This is a genomic window from Streptomyces omiyaensis (assembly GCF_014650895.1).
Taxonomy (GTDB): Bacteria; Actinomycetota; Actinomycetes; order Streptomycetales; family Streptomycetaceae; genus Streptomyces; species Streptomyces omiyaensis.
In genome coordinates this window covers 14677-32123 of sequence record NZ_BMVV01000043.1, presented here as the reverse complement: position 1 = coordinate 32123, position 17447 = coordinate 14677, and the positions used below count along the sequence as shown (strand labels likewise).

The 17447-nt window shown below is 72.9% G+C and carries 13 protein-coding genes and 2 pseudogenes; 8 read left to right on the top strand and 7 right to left on the bottom strand.

The features are described from left to right. Window positions 1–501, bottom strand: a pseudogene (locus IE287_RS36210) (IS256 family transposase); the annotation flags it as partial. 106 nt (window positions 502–607) lie between these two features. Between IE287_RS36210 and IE287_RS36205 the strand changes: the two are divergent. From IE287_RS36205 to IE287_RS36195, 3 genes are all read left to right on the top strand, one after another. Then, window positions 608–1057, top strand: a complete 450-nt coding sequence (locus IE287_RS36205) for a hypothetical protein (RefSeq protein ID WP_189853657.1) — start codon at window positions 608–610, stop codon at window positions 1055–1057. A gap of 170 nt (window positions 1058–1227) precedes the next feature. Then, window positions 1228–2592, top strand: coding sequence for a TerD family protein (locus IE287_RS36200; RefSeq protein WP_229883971.1), 1365 nt, complete (start codon window positions 1228–1230; stop codon window positions 2590–2592). Between the two features lie 58 nt (window positions 2593–2650). Next, window positions 2651–3364: an alpha/beta fold hydrolase gene (locus tag IE287_RS36195; protein WP_189853656.1), complete on the top strand. Its 714-nt coding sequence runs from the start codon at window positions 2651–2653 to the stop codon at window positions 3362–3364. Window positions 3365–3740: 376 nt separating this feature from the next. On the opposite strand, the pseudogene IE287_RS36190 reads toward IE287_RS36195, so the two are convergent. Further along, window positions 3741–4145: pseudogene (locus IE287_RS36190) on the bottom strand (TetR family transcriptional regulator); the annotation flags it as partial. 98 nt (window positions 4146–4243) lie between these two features. Here IE287_RS36190 and IE287_RS36185 point away from each other — a divergent pair. Next, the gene (locus IE287_RS36185) at window positions 4244–4555 is read left to right on the top strand and encodes a hypothetical protein (RefSeq protein WP_189853655.1); all 312 of its coding nucleotides are present in this window, start codon (window positions 4244–4246) and stop codon (window positions 4553–4555) included. Between the two features lie 288 nt (window positions 4556–4843). Here IE287_RS36185 and IE287_RS36180 read toward each other — a convergent pair whose 3' ends face one another. From IE287_RS36180 to IE287_RS36160, 5 genes are all read right to left on the bottom strand, one after another. Then, window positions 4844–6151: a hypothetical protein gene (locus tag IE287_RS36180; protein ID WP_189853654.1), complete on the bottom strand. Its 1308-nt coding sequence runs from the start codon at window positions 6149–6151 to the stop codon at window positions 4844–4846. A 136-nt stretch (window positions 6152–6287) separates the two neighbouring features. Then, on the bottom strand, window positions 6288–8846 hold the full coding sequence (locus IE287_RS36175; protein ID WP_189853653.1) for a competence protein CoiA family protein: 2559 nt from the start codon (window positions 8844–8846) through the stop codon (window positions 6288–6290). A gap of 189 nt (window positions 8847–9035) precedes the next feature. Beyond that, entirely contained in the window at window positions 9036–10142 is a 1107-nt protein-coding gene (locus IE287_RS36170) for a hypothetical protein (RefSeq protein ID WP_189853652.1), read from the bottom strand. A 246-nt stretch (window positions 10143–10388) separates the two neighbouring features. Further along, window positions 10389–10892, bottom strand: a complete 504-nt coding sequence (locus tag IE287_RS36165) for a DinB family protein (RefSeq protein ID WP_189853651.1) — start codon at window positions 10890–10892, stop codon at window positions 10389–10391. Window positions 10893–11178: 286 nt separating this feature from the next. After that, entirely contained in the window at window positions 11179–12507 is a 1329-nt protein-coding gene (locus IE287_RS36160) for a diacylglycerol/lipid kinase family protein (RefSeq protein ID WP_189853650.1), read from the bottom strand. A 447-nt stretch (window positions 12508–12954) separates the two neighbouring features. Here IE287_RS36160 and IE287_RS36155 point away from each other — a divergent pair, with 447 nt between their 5' ends. The 4 genes from IE287_RS36155 to IE287_RS36140 all read left to right on the top strand — a co-directional run bounded on the left by IE287_RS36155 (window position 12955) and on the right by IE287_RS36140 (window position 17439). Continuing rightward, entirely contained in the window at window positions 12955–13953 is a 999-nt protein-coding gene (locus IE287_RS36155) for an alpha/beta hydrolase (protein WP_189853649.1), read from the top strand. 116 nt (window positions 13954–14069) lie between these two features. After that, window positions 14070–15398, top strand: coding sequence for an acyltransferase family protein (locus IE287_RS36150; RefSeq protein ID WP_189853662.1), 1329 nt, complete (start codon window positions 14070–14072; stop codon window positions 15396–15398). A 40-nt stretch (window positions 15399–15438) separates the two neighbouring features. Continuing rightward, window positions 15439–16749, top strand: coding sequence for a sensor histidine kinase (locus IE287_RS36145; RefSeq protein WP_229883970.1), 1311 nt, complete (start codon window positions 15439–15441; stop codon window positions 16747–16749). A gap of 15 nt (window positions 16750–16764) precedes the next feature. Further along, on the top strand, window positions 16765–17439 hold the full coding sequence (locus tag IE287_RS36140) for a response regulator (RefSeq protein WP_189853648.1): 675 nt from the start codon (window positions 16765–16767) through the stop codon (window positions 17437–17439). The last annotated feature ends 8 nt before the right edge of the window (window positions 17440–17447 follow it).

Here is a 17447-nt window from a genome sequence, read left to right as displayed (position 1 = left end):
GTGTCGAAGCGGAGGAACGGCGTGAACTCCTCCCAGGCGTTCTCCCAGAGCCGGACGATCGCCGGATACTTCCGGCCCCAGGCATCGGCGAACTCGGCGAACCGCTCCAGCGCGGCCTCCTCGGGCGCGGCGGTGTGGACGGGCTTGAGGAGTTTGGCGATCTTGTCCCAGTCCTGGCGGGCGGCATAGCGGAAGGAGTTCCGCAGCAGGTGGACCACGCAGGTCTGCACGATCGTCTGCGGCCAGACGGTCTCGACCGCGTCGGGCAGGCCCTTCAGGCCGTCGCAGACCGGCATCAGGACGTCGTTCACGCCACGGTTCTTGATCTCGGTGAGGATGTGCATCCAGTGTTTGGCGCCCTCGCCGCCGTCCCCGGCCCACAGCCCCGAAATCTCGCGCCGGCCTTTCGGCGGTGACGGCCAAAGCCACGTAGATGGGCCGGTTGGCGACGGCGCCGTCGCGGATCTTCACGTGGATCGCGTCGATGAAGACGACCGGATAGCCCCCCACACACGAACATCGGGACGAGGCCACTCCCGTCCTGAACCTCGGCCAGACCTGCGGTGTGGCGGGACGCGGTGGCGCCTTCTCGCCTATCGTGCCGCACATGGTGATCGTCAGAGTCGTGCTGTTCCTGCTCGGGGCGGGGGCCTACTACATGGTCTACTCGTACCTGTCCGTGCTCCCCGGCGAGCGGGCCAGAGCCGAGCAGTTGCGGAGCCTGGAAGAGGACGGGATCGAGGTGCAGGCCCGTCTGGTCGCCCTGACCTCCGCTCCGGGAGACCGCACCGCCTCCGCCGTCTTCGCACTCGACGTCCCCGGCGGCGACACCGTCCGGCAGAGGAAGTCCGTGCCCCTCACCCCCGAGCTGCGGGTCGGCGACCCCTATCCCGCCATCCGCCACCGCCAGTTCCCCGAACACTTGTGGATAGGCGACCGGGCGTCCCTGGAGCGCTCGCGCCGGCATCACGAGAACGCGCCCCGCAGCGCGCTGCGCTGGTCGGCCGGCGCCGTCGCCATCGGCACGCTCCTGGTCCTGACTGCCGTCGCCGTCTGATCCGAGCGGTGAACCGGCCGGGCGGCGCGCGTACGAAGCACCGGTCGGCGTCTCCCCCGCTCCGCACCGGTCCGCACGGACCGCCCGGCTCCTCCTCGGCCTGGCGGGGAACGTCCGGCCCCGGACCCGGGACCGGGGCAGGCAGGACGGTCGCGTGCCGGCATGACGGCGTGACAAAGATCGTCAAGGGGGGAAACCTGCCGGTCCCCGGGCAGGTGTGGCGGATCGCGGTCGTCCGGCGGGCGGCCGGGGACGGAGTGCCGGACGTCGACGCCTCGGCGCTCCTGCTCGACGCCACGGGCCGGGTCAGGGGCGACGGCGACCTCGTCTTCTGCAACCAGCTGACCCACTCGTCCGGCGCCGTGCGCCACATCGGGCAGGTGCGCGACGAGCAGCACCGCGTCGCCGACTGGCTGGAGGTCGACACGGCGCTGGTGGAGCCCGCCGTCCACCGCATCGTCGTCGGCGCCTCGACCGACACCGGGACGTTCGGGCAGGTGCCGGGTCTGCACATACGGACGATCAGCGCCGGTACGGGGGAGCAGCTGGCGCTGTACGAGGTCGACGACGCGAGCACCGAGACGGCGTTCGTCCTGGGCGAGTTCTACCGGCGCGACGGGGCGTGGAAGTTCCGCGCCGTGGGCCAGGGATGGGACTCCGGGCTCGTCGGTCTGGCGGAGGACTTCGGCATCGAGGGCAGGGACCCCGACGAGCCCGCTCCCGGCGGGCCCGCCCCCGGCGAAGAGGCCGCCGTCGACGACGGGCCCGCGCCCGACGGCGATCCGGTCCCCGTCGACGCCCTGCCGGAGGACGTCCCCGAGGAGCTCCTGGCGAAGGTCCGGGAAGCCGAGGCCGCCGTCCCGGCGCGGGTTCCCGTCCGGGACCCCGTGCAGGACCCCGTACGGACCGGCGCGACGTCGGACGCCGGCGTCTTCGGGGAGGACTTCCCGGCGTTCGTCCGCAGCGGCAAGGGCAGCAAGACCTTCACCGTCGACGTGCCGGTCCCGGCCGGCTACGTCGTGGTCGACTCCGCCCGGAAGGGCGACGGCTACTTCGGGGTGAACAGCGTCGACGAGCGGGGCAAGGAAGACCTCCTCCTCGCGAACACGACGCTGGAGGACTTCGAGGGCCGGGCCGTGATGCACCACCGCGGCCGAGGCCCGTTGCGCCTGCGCGTGGAAGCCTGGCAGCGCGAATGGACGATCGCCGTCCGGCCCGTGAGCGTCGTGGAGGAGCTCGGCCGCGGCGCCAAGGGCCGGGGTGCGGACGTACTGCTCCACACGGGGCCCGCCGGCCGGCTTACCTCCCGGCTCCACACCTGCAGCCACGCGTACTTCCACGTCGAGGGCCAGGAGCCGGGCGGCCGCGACCACCTGCTGGCCAACGTGGCGAGCAGGCGCCCCAAGGACACGAGGGAGCTGCCCGCCGGTCCCCTGCTCGTGCAGGTCAAGAGCGCCGAGGGGGAATGGACCCTGGAGGTCCGCCCGTCGAAGGAGAAGGGCTCCGGCAGGTTCTGGCGCAGGGCAGCGCGTTAGGGCGCGCATCGAAAATATTTTCCATGAGGTTGTCGGGGTGCCCGGCTACGGTGCGTGCATGGTGAATTTCGTGTTGGTCGCAGGTGCGCGCCTCGGGGCGTGGGCGTGGGACGAGGTGGTGCCGCATCTGCGTGCGGCCGGCCACGGCGTCCATCCGTTGACGCTGTCCGGTCTCGCCGACAAGCGGGGTGTGCCGGCGGGACAAGCGACCCACGTCCAGGACGTCGTCGCCGAGGTGGAGCGCCGGGATCTGCGCGACGTGGTCCTGGTGGGTCACAGCTACTCGGGCATCCCGGTCGGTCAGGCCGCGGAGCGGATCGGCGACCGACTGGCCCGCGTGGTGTTCGTCGACTCGAGCGTTCCGGCCGACGGCGAGTCGTTCGCCTCCGGCCGGCCGGACGGCGGGGCGGCGCTGGAGGCCTCGATCGCCGCGAACGGAGGGTTCTGGCCGGTCGCGCCGGCCGCTCACTTCGACGGCGAAGGTCTCACCGACGAGCAGATCGCACGCCTCGTGCGTGGTTCGACCCCTCACCCGGGTGCCACGCTGACCGAGCCCGCCGCACTGGCGGGGCCGCTCGCCGGACTTCCGGCGACCTACGTCCTGTGCGTGATGCCGGGGACCGAGCCCGTCGACGCCGGGCCCGACGAGGACGTGGCCGAGCTGCTGAACGGCGAGCACTGGCGGCTGGCCAGGATGGACACCGGCCATTGGCCGATGCTCTCCCAGCCGCGCGAACTGGCGCAGATCCTCCTCGACGCCGCCGTGGAGTGAGGACAACCGTGCCTGCGGGCGGGTGCCCCACCCGACCGCGGGGGCACGCACCGTGGTCGACCGGGCCGAACGGTGGGGCGAGAAGGGCCACCGCGCGCCCTCGGCCACCCCGGGTAGGCGCACTGGTGCCCACAGACGCACGCGAACGCCGGAATCCGAGGAGCGTCCGGCAGTCGGGCGGTGACGGACAGGACGACCGCCCCGCGCCCGAAGGGGGGACGGGGCGGGGCGGTCGCGGAACCACGGGCCGACGGCCGGGGGGAAGGGCCGCGGGCGCGGTGGTCGAGTGCAGTCCCATGCGCTCGATCTGCCGCCTACCCCCGGACCACACGCCCACACACCCGCACGCGCGAAAGTTTTCAGGGCTGCACGAGGTGCGTCGCAGCACCTGCTCGATCTCCTCGGCCCACAGGTCGAGCCCGGCGACGGTGGCGGGGGCCAGTCGCGGGTGGGTCCGGGCGCCCGCGAGGAACCGCCCGAGGACGGCGGCGTGGCCGGCCTCCCGCTCCTCGGCGTGCGCCTCCCGCCCGAAGGCGAGGAGTTCGGAGAGGCTGCCGACCGCGTGCGGCCGTTCGCGGTGGCGGGCCACCCGTTGTTCGGCGCCGTGCCGGCAGGCCGCCGCGGGGAGCTCGTCGACCGAGCCGAAGTGGTAGAGGACCAGCACCTGGTTCACTCGCGCGGCGGCGGCCACGGAACGGGCCGAGGTCCTGTTGATGCCCTGCTCGACGAGCGTGCGCGGGGCGCCGTCCAGGGGCCCGTGCCGGGTGTCCTCGGTGCTCACGTCCTCGCCTCCTCGCGCACGGGCGCAGCCCCGGCCGGACCCCGTGCTCCCGTGCCGACGTGGTCGGAACAGAGGTAGCGTCAGCGCCGGGGCGAGAGATGAACTTCGACGAGAACGAACCACAGTCCGTTCGCGAGGAACGGTTCGCCGCAGAGCGGGCCCGACGCAGGAAGGCGCGCGGGGCCGCACAGCTGGACTCCAGGGGAGCCCATATCGGCGCGGCCGTCGTGACCATCGCCCTGGTGCTCCTGGGCTGGTACGGGAAGACGGTGGCTCTGGGTGTGGTGGGCGGAATCTTTTTGCTCTGGTTCTCCGCAGCGCTCACCTGGGCCTACGCCGACGGGGATCACGGCCGGCACGCACTCCGGCGCGCCTACCAGCTCACCTTCGGATGGGGCGACGGGATCTGACCTTCGAGCGGGGACCGGTGACCCGGCCGAAGCGGCGGCGGCTCGGGCGGGACACCGGTCCCGGCGCCGGGTGCGCCGGGGGTGCGGTGCGCTTTCGGGGTGCGCGAGGTCGCCCGGCGGTCTGCAGTCGGCACCCGGCGGCCGGCGGTCGGCGGTCGGCGGTCGGCGGTCGGCGGTCGGCGGTCGGCGGTCGGCGGTCGGCGGTCGGCGGTCGGCGGTCGGCGGTCGGCGGTCGGCGGTCGGCGGTCAGCGAGCCACGCGAAGCCCGCCGGGAGCCGAAGTCCGCGCCTACGCCCCGACGGGCAGCGCGGGGAACACGACCACCGAGCCGTCCTGGTGGCGAGCGATCTCGATCGCCACGTCCGCCGCGCGCCCGTCGGGCGTGACGCCGTCGCCGAGCCTGCGGATCAGGTGCGCCGCGCGCATCAGGCGGTCGACCTCGCCGGTCGTGAAGACGGGCCGCAGGCCGCTCGGGCGTGCCGGCTCCAGCGCCGACAGGCGTACCAGGACGCGGGCGATGCCCGACTCCAGTTCGTCGAGGCGCTCCTGGTCGCGCCTGAGGACGCGGACGAAGCTCTCGAACGGGTTGCCGGGGTCTCCCTGCGCGTGCTCGACGGCCTGGAGGATGTTCACCCGCCGCTTCAACGCGATGGCCAGGGAAGCGAGTTCGAGGTGGGTGCGGAACGTACCGCCGTGGTCGTCCACGCCGGGGAAGGACTCGGTCAGCGTGCCGATCTCGACGGGCTCGCCGTCGGGCAGCCTGTCGAGGGCGTTCCGCCACCGGGCGAGACGGTGGTCGGCGTGGCCCAGTGCGGTGTTGATGGCGTGCACCGCCGAGTCCAGTCCCAGCGAGACGCCGAGCTTGCCCTGGTCGAACAGGATGGCGGTGGCCTTGTCGATGGCGTCCCGGCAGCCGTCGAGTTCGCTGCGCTCGTCTTCGAGCTTCTGCTCGTGGAGCTGTTCCAGCAGTTCCGTGATGTGCTCGATGGCCCGCTCGCGCTTGGCGTCGGCGTGTGCGCTCACCGCCACCGCCACCGCCATGAGGACGAGCGGCGCGGCCACGGTGAGCGCCGCGGTGCCGCCGACCGCGACGCCGGCCGTCGCACCGGCTCCGCCGGCCGCACCCGCCGCGGCGGCTTTGCCGACGGGCACGAAGGTCGCGTGGGCGGCGATGCCGGTCGAGTTCAGGAGTGCGCCGTGGATGCCTCCGGCCACCTCTTTCGACGGCATCGAGCGGACGATGCCCTGGCCGAACTGCGCGGCGACCTTCGCCGGGACCACCATGCGGTACAGGCCTTCGCCGGCGGCGCTCGCCGCGGAGGAACTCCGCGCCGAGCGCGTGACGAGCTCCGACAGGTGCTGCGCCAGGGGACTCACGGCGTCGAGCGGGATGCCCCGGCCCCGGTCGAGCCGGTCGGGCAGCGGATGCGCCTCGAGCGTGGCGATCGGCCCGTCGGCGAGGGCGGCCAGCACGCTGCGGAGTTCGGTCAGGCGCTCGCCCGTCATCGGCCCCTCTCCGATCAGGGCGGGCACCCGGACGTCGCCGGTCGCCAGCGTCCACACCGGAACAGCGGCCTTCTTGCGGTAGTCGATCATCGTCTCCCCTGGTCTCCCCGCCCCAGCCTACGGCCGCAGGCCGGCGAGCACGGGGAAACCCGCCATCCGGACCGCAGCGCCCAGGTGCCGGTTCGACGCGCAACGTCCCGTTGCCGGCACGGATACCGCGAGCCGCTCACCGCCGGTGGCGCCAGAGCCCCCGCAACCGCAGGGCCTCCGTGGCGCGATGGACCTCAAGCTCTGTGTCGGAAACTGCTCCCCGGCCGAGGCCCAGGCGGACCTGGCGGTAGAGCCGGTGCGGCGCGGCGGCGGTGCTGTCGACCAACGCAGACAGGAGCGGCTCATCAGCCGGTGTGTCCCGGTCCACCGTGACGAGCAACGCGATCTGATCGGCAGAGTGCAGGGGTGGAAGCTGGCCGCCCATCCTGAGACGGAGGTCCCCCCAACTCATGGGGGTTCCGTCGACACGGGCCAATTCCTCAAGGATGTCACGGACACCTCGAGCCAGTCTGGCGATCTTCTCGGGCGACAGGCGATCGCCCTGCGGCTGTTCAACCGCGCGCCCCGCCTTCGCCGATGTGTTCTGCGACGTAGCCACCGCCTGGGCAGAACGCTCGGCGGACTTCCGGTCCTCCACTCTGCGCTGCCACCGCTCAACGAACTTGGTCTCCGCAGCAGGCAGCGGCCGGGCGAGCCAGTCGCGGTGTTTCGCAATCTCGTCGAGCAGCCCCAGCAGCTCCTCCGTGGTTCGCTGTTCCTGGGTCCGGTCCATCTCGCCGAGCAGGCGTCGGATCTTCCTGAGGTTCGGATCCTTCTTCTCGACGGGCTTCTGCTCGACGGTCTTGGCCGGTTTCGGTTCGGAAGAGGTGGCCCGATGCTCCGTCCTCTCGGGATGGGCGGTGATCGGCCGGCCGATCAGACGGCCGAGAAGATCCAGGACTCGGTCGCTCTCATCCAGCCAGACGCGGAGGGCCCGCCCATGGGAGCGGGCTTCCTCGTACCGTCGAAGATGCGCCTCTCCTTGCGCCATCGCCTCCGACAGGCGCTGAACACGCATTCCCTTCGTCCGGGTCCGGGTCCTCTTCGCCTCCTCCAGTTTCTCCCGTATCTCCGCACGCCCGTGTTGAGCCTGCCTCAGGTCGCTCGCGGAGGGCGTCTTCCCCTCGGCGACGGGTCGGCGCGCAGCGGACGGCGTGGTGGCCGGCACTCGTGACCGTCCGTGCCGGTAGGCCTCGTGCGCCTTCTTGGCCTCGGCTACCGCCCACTGCTGCAGAGCGAACTCCGAAGCCGGCTCGGCGGCTCCAAGGCGGTTCAGCACCCGCCCCAGGTAGGGAAGGGGTCTGCCCATGTGGGTGACAATCAGGACACTCAGCAACGGGCGGCCGGGAATCCGCGGCTTGTCCACCGCGACCAGCAGTTCCTGGCGTTTGGAGTCCGGCAAGTCGTCAACCCACCTGCCGAGTCGCCCGGTCAGCTCGTTCCAGGTGATCGTGGTGCCCTTCGCCGCGACCTTCTCCAGTTCCTTCCTGAGCACTTCGGCCGCTCTCCCCGGCGCGGTCTCCGGCGCCTTGGAGTCGCCGGGCACCGATTCGATGAGCGGCGTCCGCTCACACGTGCCGGAGGAGCGAGGCGCAGGAGCCTGCCTCTCGTCGAGCGCGACACTGGGACGCCACAGCCCGGTGCGCTCCGCCTCCAGGCCGTTGAGTTTCATGAGGGCGTCGGCCTCGACCGCCCACAAGGAGCCGTTCCCTTCGACGATGTCCGTGACCAGCAGCCGAACGGAGCCCGCGAGACGATAGACGTACTCGTCCGTGGGAGCCGGCACCGCGTCGGGCAGAGACAGGTGGGTCCGGACTATACGGCTGCCTGCGGGTCTGACGAAGCCCGGGACCAAGTACCGACCGGTCGTGGTGAGAGGTGAGGAAGTCGGTGGCGCTGCGCCGGTATCCACGGCGAACACGATTCGTCCGCCGGACAAAGGAAGGCTGCCGGGGAACGGTTCGCTGGCGATGCCGTCGTCACGAACCGCTCCCTCGGCACGCAGTTCCTCGAGTGCGGGGGTGGCGAGCCCGCTGCCGGTCATCCGGCACCGTTCCAGGGGCTCCCAGGGCGTCTTTCTTCCATCGGTCAGAGTGCCGATGAACACACGGCGGTCGCTTCCCTCGGTCTCGCACCTCACAAGCAGCGCGTATCCGCGTCGCGCCACCACGTCGCGTGCGAGTGCGTCGTCCTGGCCGAAGACCCACTCGATGTGGCCTTCCTTCGCGCCCAGGCTTTCCACCGCCTTGCGCCAGCTCTGGTAGTCCTCGGAGTGGAGCTCGAACCGGAGATGCGTATGCGTACGGTGCAGCCGAAAGTCCACGGCATCACCGGGGCAGTGCCCAAGAGTGCGCAGCTCTCCCTGGACCGCGTGCCCTTGCGTCGCCAGCCAGCGAGTGACATGAGCCTTGATGAACAAATGGTCGGCGCCGTCCGCGGTATGGACGGTCCGATGGCACTCTCCACGGCCGGGATCGGCCTCGTGGGCGAAGTGACACACCCTGGTCACATAGCGCTTGGGGCGCAGCGGCTCTCCGCAGCCACCGAGAAGGGTGCCGCACCAGAAGTCGTCTCTCCCGAACTGACGGAGGAATTCGTCGAGATTGTGCGGCTGTTCAGGGAGAATCACCGGCCGGTCCGAGTCGCGCCCTCCTATGACCGCGGCCTGGATGAGACGGGTGTCGATCTGCCTCAATTCTGAATCCTCCGGTGAACAGATGGAACGGGTTCCGGCATGTGCGTGTCGACCGCACTACGTGTCCTGAAGTTCGGGAAAACCTGATCGGAGGGAAACCGAGGCGTGGGGAGCTCTCGCCATACCTCGCTCCCTTCCCCTTCGCTGAAGGCCGATCACAGCGTGCAGGGGCCTGCCAGACCTTCGGGCTCAGAAGAGGTCGGGCATCACGCCGAAGTCGTTGCCGGGAGAGCTCGCTCTCCCGCTGACCTCGCGGAACTCATCCGGGCTGTAGTGAAGCCGGAAGGTGTGGGTGTGGTTCTCGTCGACCCAGTACAGGGTGATGGCGGAGAGCAGGTTTCGCGCGGTCCAACGAGAGCGGACCCGGATTCCCTCCTCCTGGTCAAGGATCCATGCCTCCACCTGCTCCGGCAAGCTGAACGTCAGTCGGTAGAAAGAGCCTTCGCGCGGTTCGATGAACCACAGTGGATGTCCCACCGTCCGGTGGTTCCTCCGCACGCGGACGGCGTGGGTGGGCTGTTCGAGCGCGTGTCCGAGAAAGGCGTGAAGATCGTTCGAGACGAGCCCGAGGACGAAAGGAGCTGCGGGGAAAGCCAGGACGAGTCCCAGTGACGACCGGCGCAGTCCCGCTGCCAGCGTGTCGAGCGGGCCGGTCACCGGGGAAGGAAGGTCTACGGGTTCATCCCACAGGTTCAGCAGAGGTCGACGCACGTAGGTGCGGATCTCGTACACGGTGGGCCGTCGGCTCGGCGGCATCGTCTTCGTGGCGTCGTAGACCGATTTCGCAGCCACCCTGACCAGGTTGCACAGGGGCTGGAAGTCGGGCAAGGACAGGTCGATGAGGGAGATCTGATGGGCGAGTGCGAACTCCTGAGCATCCAGGGTGAACCCTGATGTCGAGAAGACCGCGTAACTGTAGTGGTAGCGCGTCCTCGGGTGGCGGGGACCTGATCCGTCGCTCCATGTGGTGACGAGGTTTTGGTTCAGATCATGCACGACGCCATGACCGTTGCGCACGGTGGAAAGACCTACCTTGGGGCCGGTGAACTTCGCCTCGGCGAACAGGCGTATCGGAAGGGAGAACGGAGGCACGTACGGGAACTCACCCAGAGTGTCCGCCTGGTGCCAGGCTCCCCGGCCTCGCACCACCAGCCCGTGCTTGCGCTTCTCCAGAACCTTCCACGGCGGCCTGGTTGGGTCGTCCTTCTCCGTCAGCAGACGGTACCCACTGGACCTCAGCAACCAGGCAAGGACCTCTTCGAGAAGGTACCCCTGCAATGTTCTCAGCCCCACCATGGCGTGACCCTATCCGCGCACCCCCGGGTCAGTCACTGGAACGCTGAAAGGGAACTCGCGAGGTGACCGGCTCGCGAGGGTGGAGGTGACGGCCTGACAGGTCCCGACGCGGCGGCCTTCCGTGAGGTGAATGCGGTACCGAAGGCGCCGTAAAGCGCGTCGGATGCGCTGAACAAGGTGCTCAGGGGCGGCACCAGCGAGCGACCCAGTCGACAGCCACACGACCGACGCCTTCTGCCCGGGGCTTCAGCCCGTGGTGCCGTCGAGGAGTTCGCGCAGGATGTCCAGGTGGCCGTTGTGGCGGGCGGTCTCCTCGGTGAGGTGGTGGAGGATCCAGCGCAGGTCGACGTGGACGCCGTCGCGGACGGGGCGCTCGGCGCGGGCGTCCAGGGCGTGCGCGGCGACCAGTTCGCGGTGGCGGGCGCTCTCCTGCGCGTACTCCCGGAGCAGGGTGGCGAGCGGGAAGTCGACCGCGATCCGCATCTCGCGGTCGGGGTCCTCCTCGGTCCAGGGGCCCTGGTCCTCCTCGCCGAGGAAGACCACGCGGAACCAGTAGTACTCCACCCAGCGCAGGTGGTTGACCAGTCCGCTGAGGGTCATCAGCGGCGAGCCCGGCAGGAGGGCCCGGCGCGCGTCCTCGGCGGAGACGCCGTCGCACTTGGCGCGGGCGGTGTCGCGCGCGTAGTCGAGGAAGGTGGTGAGCTGGGTGCGCTCGTCCCACGCGGTCGGTGTGTCGTCGATTCTCGTCATCGCGTGCAGCGTCCCCGTTCCGCACCCCGCCTGTCGAGGCGTTTTCCTCGGGACGCGGCCTCGCGGGGCGTGGGTGCGTCCGGGATGTGGGGGCGGACGTGCTGTGGGGTCCTGGGCGGGGCATGGGCGCGTCCGGGGCGTCAGATGCTGTCGAGGGGGGACACGAGGCCGGCCACGACGACGGCGTTGAAGACGGACGCGACGCCGCCTCCGCTCGCCGCCGGCCCGCGGTGCCCGGAGGACCACCGGTCGGCGGCGGGTGCCGGAGGCTGTGGGGACGGCCGGCTCACCGCCGGCCGAAGGCGAGGTCGAGGATCCGCCGCCACCGGACGGGCGGGATGGGGACGACCACGCCGGGCCGGTCGCGCGGCACCAGGACCCGCAGGACGCCGGGGCGCAGGGTGCAGACGACCGGTACGGGCATCCGCAGGGACTCGCCGTCGACCGCCACGGGGATCTCGTCCGCTTCTGCGGTGACCTCGACGCGATGGGCCGAACGGACCGTCAGCCCCATCGACTGGGTGCCCCGCACGGCCAGGTCCGCGGCCTGCGCCGCGTCCTCCACGCGGATCCCGAGCACGCCGAGCTCGCCGTCGTCGAGCCGGGGCCGGCGGCCGGCGCCGCTGATCTCGTCGGGCGACACGTACGCGTTGTTGCTGACGAGCAGCGCCTGCTGGCCGACGAGGTCCGTGCCGTCGATCCGCGCGTCCACCCGCCGCACCCCGTCGCCGAGCAGCAGGTCCGGCATGAGGGCCAGCGCCGTGCCCGCCTTGTCGTCGCGGTACTCGGGGCGCTGCACGACGTCGGCGTAGACGCCGAAGGAGACGGTGTTGACGAAGGGCCGGCCGTCGACGTCGCCGAGGTCGATCCGCAGCTCCTCGCCGTCGGTCAGCGCGTCGAGGCAGCGGGACGGGTCGGAGCGGTCCAGTCCCAGGTCCATGGCGAAGTGGTTCCGGGTGCCGGCGGAGATGACGAGGAAGGGCAGGTCGTGCTCGGCGGCGACCGCCGCCACCAGCGCCTGGGTGCCGTCGCCGCCCGCGACGCCGAGGAGGTCCGCCCCCTCGGCCACCGCCCGGCGGGCCCGCTCGGCCACGTCGACCGGGGCGGACGGGTCCAGCAGGAACACCCGCGCGCCCCTCGCCTCGGCGCGCTCCACCAGGTCGAAGCGGCCTACCTTCCCTCCCCCGGACTTCGGGTTCATGATCAGGAACGGCCGTTCCGGCCGCGCCGCCGGCCGCGCCGGGGTCGTCCTCCGCGGGCGCGACCTGCGCAGGGCCGCCCGGGCGCACGCCAGCGCGGCGCCCCAGCAGAGGACGAGGAGCAGCGCGGTGAGCCACAGGCCGTCGTGGGCGAAGAGCACGAGGACGCCGACGGGTGCCGCGACCGCGAGCAGCGCGCCGAGCAGCCGCAGCGCGCCGCGGTGCGCGACGAACCACCAGAGGCCGACGGCGAGGACGACGAGGCCGAGGAAGCCGGCGACGAGGATCTCGAGGCCGCCCTCGCCGATGGCCAGCGCCAGCACGGCGAGCGAGCCGAGCGCCGCGAGCACGGCCAGCCGGGCGAGGAGCCGCGCGCTTCCGCGTGCGCGGGGGTCCTCCGACCTCGTACCGCCCATGGTGTCCTCCCCGCGCGCCCTGCCGACAGCCGGATACGGGACACCAGCCTGCCCACTCGCGGGCCGGAGGGCATCTCCGAGGGGCCGTGCGGATGAAGGGCCGTGCGGAGGAAGGGCCGTGCGGAGGAAGGGGTCGCGCGGAGGAAGGGACCGTGTGGAGGAGGGGCCGGTCGGAAACGGGACCGGCCGGAGAAGGCCGGTCGAAGGCAGAGGCCGGTCGAAGGCAGAGGCCGGTCGAAAGCAGAGGCCGGGAGGGGACCGGCCGGGAGGGGACCGGTCCGCCTCCGAAACCCGACGAGATAGGGACGACGGGAGGACGCCCGGTGGGCGTGCCCCCTTGTCATACCTGAGAGCTACACGCCAAGTCGGCTCCGCGGCGGGACGCGGACGACAGGCCGCCTTTCCTACCGTCCGTGACGGAACGCACCACCGTACGGAAGGAACCCCATGGCGCGCCGTCCCCGCTCCCGTCGTCGTCCCCTCGCGTCCGTCCCCGGGCGGTTCCGCCGGACCGTGCTCGCGGGTCTCGTCACCGCCTCCGTCGCCGTGCCCGTCGCCGGCGCGGCGCGGCCCGCCGAGGTGCCGGCGCCGGTGCCCGCCGCCGTCGCGCCGCTGCGGGCCGGGACGGCGGACGTGCTCGCGGCGCGGCTGGAGGAGCGGTACGCGGCCGAGCGGGTGGCGCTGGCGGAGGCCGGACGGACGGCGGAGGAGTACGGGGCGGGGCGGCGGGCCGCGTCGCTGCGGGAGATGGCCGGCGCGGACCGCCGGTTCCTGGAGTTCGACGGGCGGGACGGCGGGCGGAGCGCGGAGGTGGTGGGCGACCTCGCGCGGGCCGATCGGATCGCCGTGCTGGTGCCGGGCGCCGACACGGGGCTCGACGCCTACGGCCGCTTCCGCGCCGGGGCGGTCGCCCTCCAGGGCGCTGCGGGCGGGCGGACGGCCGTCGTCGCCTGGCTCGGCTACCGCACCCCCGCCACCGGCAGCGCGGCCTCCCTCACCCCCGGTCGCGCCGACCAGGCCGCGCCCCGGCTCCGCGCGTTCGTGGAGGGGCTGGCGCGGATGCGGCCGGGGGCCCGGATCACCCTCCTCGGGCACTCGTACGGCTCCGTGGTGTGCGCCCGCGCGGCCCCGGGGCTCCCGGTCGCCGCCGTCGTCCTCTTCGGGAGCCCCGGCACCGGCTCGGACCACGTCACCGGTCTCGGTACGGACGCCGCCGTCTGGGCCGGTCGGTCGGACGGCGACTGGATCGGCGGGATACCGCACGTGCGCGTGCCCCTGCTCGCCGGCTCCGAACTCGGCTTCGGGACCGACCCGACGGACCCGGGGTTCGGGGCGCGCGCGTTCGCGGCCGGCGACGGGGGGCACAGCGACTACCTCGCGCCCGGGTCGGTGTCCCTGCGCAGTCTCGCGCTGATCGTCGGCGGAGAGGAGCCGGACCGTGCGTGAACCCAACCGCCCGGACCACCGGCGACCGTTCGCCGACCACCGACGCGCAGGACCCGATCACCCACCGCCGACCGCCCACCGCCGACCACCTACCGTCGACCGACAGGAGTCCGACCGTGCGTGACCTCGTCCTCCGCGTGTCCGCCGCCACCCCGCCGGACCGCGACCGTGCCCTGGACGCGCTGCGGGCCCTCGCCATCGTCGGGGTCGTCCTCGGGCACTGGCTCGTCACGGCACTCGTCGCCGACAGCGGGACGCTGCGGGTGGAGAGCCCGCTCGGGCCGCTGCCGGCGTTCACTCCGGTCTCCTGGGTCTTCCAGACCCTCGCCGTCTTCTTCCTCGTCGGCGGGTACGTCGCGGCCCGCGGTCACGCCGCCGCCGCGGCCCGGGGCGAGGGCCGCGGCCGGTGGATCGCCGGCCGGCTGAACCGGCTGTTCCGTCCGGTGGGGGCGCTGCTCGCCGTCTGGCTCGTCGCGGCGGTCGGCATGCTCGCCTGCGGCGTGCCCTGGACCTCCGTGTACGCGCTGGCCCGGCTGGTGCTGTCGCCGCTGTGGTTCCTGCTCGTCCTGGCGGCCCTCACCGCCGCCACCCCGCTCGTCGCGCGGCTCCATCCGCTGTGGCCGTTCGCCGTCGTCCTGCACGTGGACGTGGTCCGCTTCGGGCTCGACGGGCCGGACGCGATCGGCTGGCTCAACCTGCCCGCGGGCTGGCTCGTGCCGTACTGCCTCGGTGCGTTCCTCGCCCGCCGCGGGCCGCTCGCGCCGTCGGCGGCCCGGGCGCTGCTGGTCTGCGGCGGCGCGGCGACCGGTCTGCTCGTCGCCTTCGGCGGGTACCCGGGCTCCATGGTCGGCGTGCCCGGCGCCCCGGTCTCCAACCTCAACCCGCCCACGCTCGCCGCCGTCACCTTCGGTCTCGCCCAGTGCGGCGGGGCGGTGCTGCTGCTCGGTCCGCTGCGGCGCGTGCTGCGGCGGCCGGCCGTCTGGACGGCGGTGGCGCTGCTCAACCTCCGCGCGATGACGGTGTTCCTGTGGCACCAGACGGCGATGATCGCCGTGACCGCCGGGGGACTCCTCGCCGCGCAGCTGCTCGGCGACGGGCCGCTGACCGGGCTGCACACCGTCCCCGACTCCCCCGCCTGGGTCCTCGCCCGGCTCGGCTGGCTGCCGCTGTTCGCGGTGGCGCTGCTGGTCTGCTGCGCGGTCTTCCACCCGTACGAGAACGGCGGGACGCCCCGGCACCGCGTTCGCCCCGCCCCGCCCCTCGCGCCTCCGCTCGCCCCGCGCCTCGCGCCTCCCTCCGCTCCTCCCCTCGCCCCGCCCCTCGTCGTCTCCCCCCGCTCCTCTCCCCGCATCCCCCCTCAGGTCCTTCCCCGCATCCCTTCCCACGTCCTTCCCCTCGCCCCGAAGCGGCGACCCGACCCCCGGACGGAGGCACGACGTGCCTAGGCTGTGGCAGAGAAACGATCAACCGTACGGGGGGAGCACGGTGACGGATCCGAACCGGGGCACGGGCGCGCTGCGCGCCGTCCCCCCTCTCCTGCGCGAGGCGCCGCGGATCGTCCGCGCCGACCTGCGGCCGGGGCGCCGCGACCCGCTGCCGCGCCACCGTCACCTCGGCCGGCTCGCCCACGGGCACATCGTGCTGTTCTGCGTCCTCATGGGCATCTGGGACGTGAACCAGTACGAGTCCTTCATGGAGCCCGCGACCGGCGCCGTCCCCCTCCTCGTCGTCCTGCAGAGCGCCGCGCCCGTCGTCGCGCTCGCCCGTCCGTCGGCCGCCCTGTGGCTCTCCGGCGGGACGCTCGCCGTCACGGCCGCGCTGACCTCGGCGGTCTTCGGCGTCGGCTGGCCCTGGAGCCTTCCCGGCATCGCGCTGCACGCGCTGGTCCTGCTGCTGCTCGCCCTGCGGGTGCGGCCCGCCGCCGCGGTCGCCGCCCTCGGGGTCTCCCTGCTGACCGGGGCCGGCGCCGTCGTGCCGCGCGGGGTCCCCCAGCTGGGCACCCTCGCGCAGGGGGCCCTGGCGTTCGCCCTCGCCGTCGCCCTGGGCTGCTCGCTGCGCGCGGCCCGGGTCTCGCGCGGCCGGCTCGTCGAGCAGGAGGTGCTGACCGCCGAGGAGCGGGCGCGCCGGGCCCTGCTGGAGGAACGCGGCCGGATCGCCCGCGAGCTGCACGACGTCGTCGCCCACCACATGTCGGTCATCTCCATCCAGGCGCAGGTCGCACCGCACCTGGTGGCCGATCCGTCCCCCGAGCTCCGGGAGAACCTGGCGGGCATCCGGCAGAACGCCGTGGACGCCCTCGCCGAACTCCGGCACGTGCTCGGCGTCCTGCGCGGCGCCGGCGACCCGGCGGACGCGGCCGGCGCGCGGCACGCGCCCCAGCCCACCCTCGCCCAGCTGGACGACCTCCTCGCCACCGTGCGGGCCGCCGGGCTGGACGTCTCCGCCGAGACCCGGGGGACGCCGCGCCCGCTCTCCCCCGGCACCGAACTCTCCGCGTACCGCATCGTCCAGGAGGCGCTGAGCAACGTCATCCGGCACGCTCCCGGCGCGCGGGCCACCGTCTCGACCCACTACCACCCCGCGGGACTCACCGTCCGCGTCACCAGCACCGCCCCCTCCCGCCGCACCGGCGGGAAGGCCGCGCACTCCTCGGGCGAGCCCGGCCACGGCCTGCTCGGCATGCGCGAGCGCACGGCCATGCTGGGCGGCGAGTTCGCCGCCGGTCCCACGCCCCAGGGCGGCTGGGAGGTCACCGCCGTCCTCCCCGCGCCCGTTCCCCCGCCACGAAGGACGTGACATGAAGGACGTGACATGAACGACGTCGTCAGAGTGCTCATCGTGGACGACCAGGTGATGGTCCGCCAGGGCTTCACCGTCCTGCTGAACGCCGAGCCCGGCATCGAGGTGGTCGGCCAGGCCGTCGACGGCGCCGACGCCGTCGCCCGGGCCGCCGAACTCTCCCCGGACGTCGTCCTGATGGACATACGGATGCCCGGCGTCGGCGGCATCGAGGCCACCCGGCTGCTGACGTCGCCCGCCGACGCCACCGTCAAGGTGCTGATCCTGACCACCTTCGACCTGGACGAGTACGTGTACGAGGCGCTGCGCGCCGGCGCGTCGGGCTTCCTCCTCAAGGACGCCTCCGCCGAGGAACTGGCCGAGGCGGTAAGGGTGGTGGCCCGCGGCGACGGTCTGCTCGCCCCGCACCTGACGAGGCGTCTGATCGCGGAGTTCGCCCGCCTCAGCCCCGCCGCCCGGGCCCCGTCGGCGAGCCGCCTGGGCGATCTGTCGGAGCGCGAGACGGAGGTCCTGACGCTCATCGCGCAGGGCCTCTCCAACGCCGAGATCGCGGGGCGGCTCGTCGTCGCCGAGCAGACCGTGAAGACCTACGTCAGCCGCATCCTCACCAAGCTCTCGCTGCGCGACCGCACCCAGGCCGCCGTCCACGCCTACGAGTCGGGCCTGGTCCGGCCCGGCCTGCGCTGAGCGGCGGC

What these genes read in the sequence shown, in the direction of transcription:
- IE287_RS36165 (WP_189853651.1), bottom strand. Translation starts at nt 10,892, where the DNA reads ATGACGAGAATCGACGACACACCGACCGCGTGGGACGAGCGCACCCAG.
- IE287_RS36205 (WP_189853657.1), top strand. Translation starts at nt 608, where the DNA reads ATGGTGATCGTCAGAGTCGTGCTGTTCCTGCTCGGGGCGGGGGCCTAC.
- IE287_RS36180 (WP_189853654.1), bottom strand. Translation starts at nt 6,151, where the DNA reads ATGATCGACTACCGCAAGAAGGCCGCTGTTCCGGTGTGGACGCTGGCG.
- IE287_RS36170 (WP_189853652.1), bottom strand. Translation starts at nt 10,142, where the DNA reads ATGGTGGGGCTGAGAACATTGCAGGGGTACCTTCTCGAAGAGGTCCTT.
- IE287_RS36155 (WP_189853649.1), top strand. Translation starts at nt 12,955, where the DNA reads ATGGCGCGCCGTCCCCGCTCCCGTCGTCGTCCCCTCGCGTCCGTCCCC.
- IE287_RS36160 (WP_189853650.1), bottom strand. Translation starts at nt 12,507, where the DNA reads ATGGGCGGTACGAGGTCGGAGGACCCCCGCGCACGCGGAAGCGCGCGG.
- IE287_RS36185 (WP_189853655.1), top strand. Translation starts at nt 4,244, where the DNA reads ATGAACTTCGACGAGAACGAACCACAGTCCGTTCGCGAGGAACGGTTC.
- IE287_RS36140 (WP_189853648.1), top strand. Translation starts at nt 16,765, where the DNA reads ATGAACGACGTCGTCAGAGTGCTCATCGTGGACGACCAGGTGATGGTC.
- IE287_RS36195 (WP_189853656.1), top strand. Translation starts at nt 2,651, where the DNA reads ATGGTGAATTTCGTGTTGGTCGCAGGTGCGCGCCTCGGGGCGTGGGCG.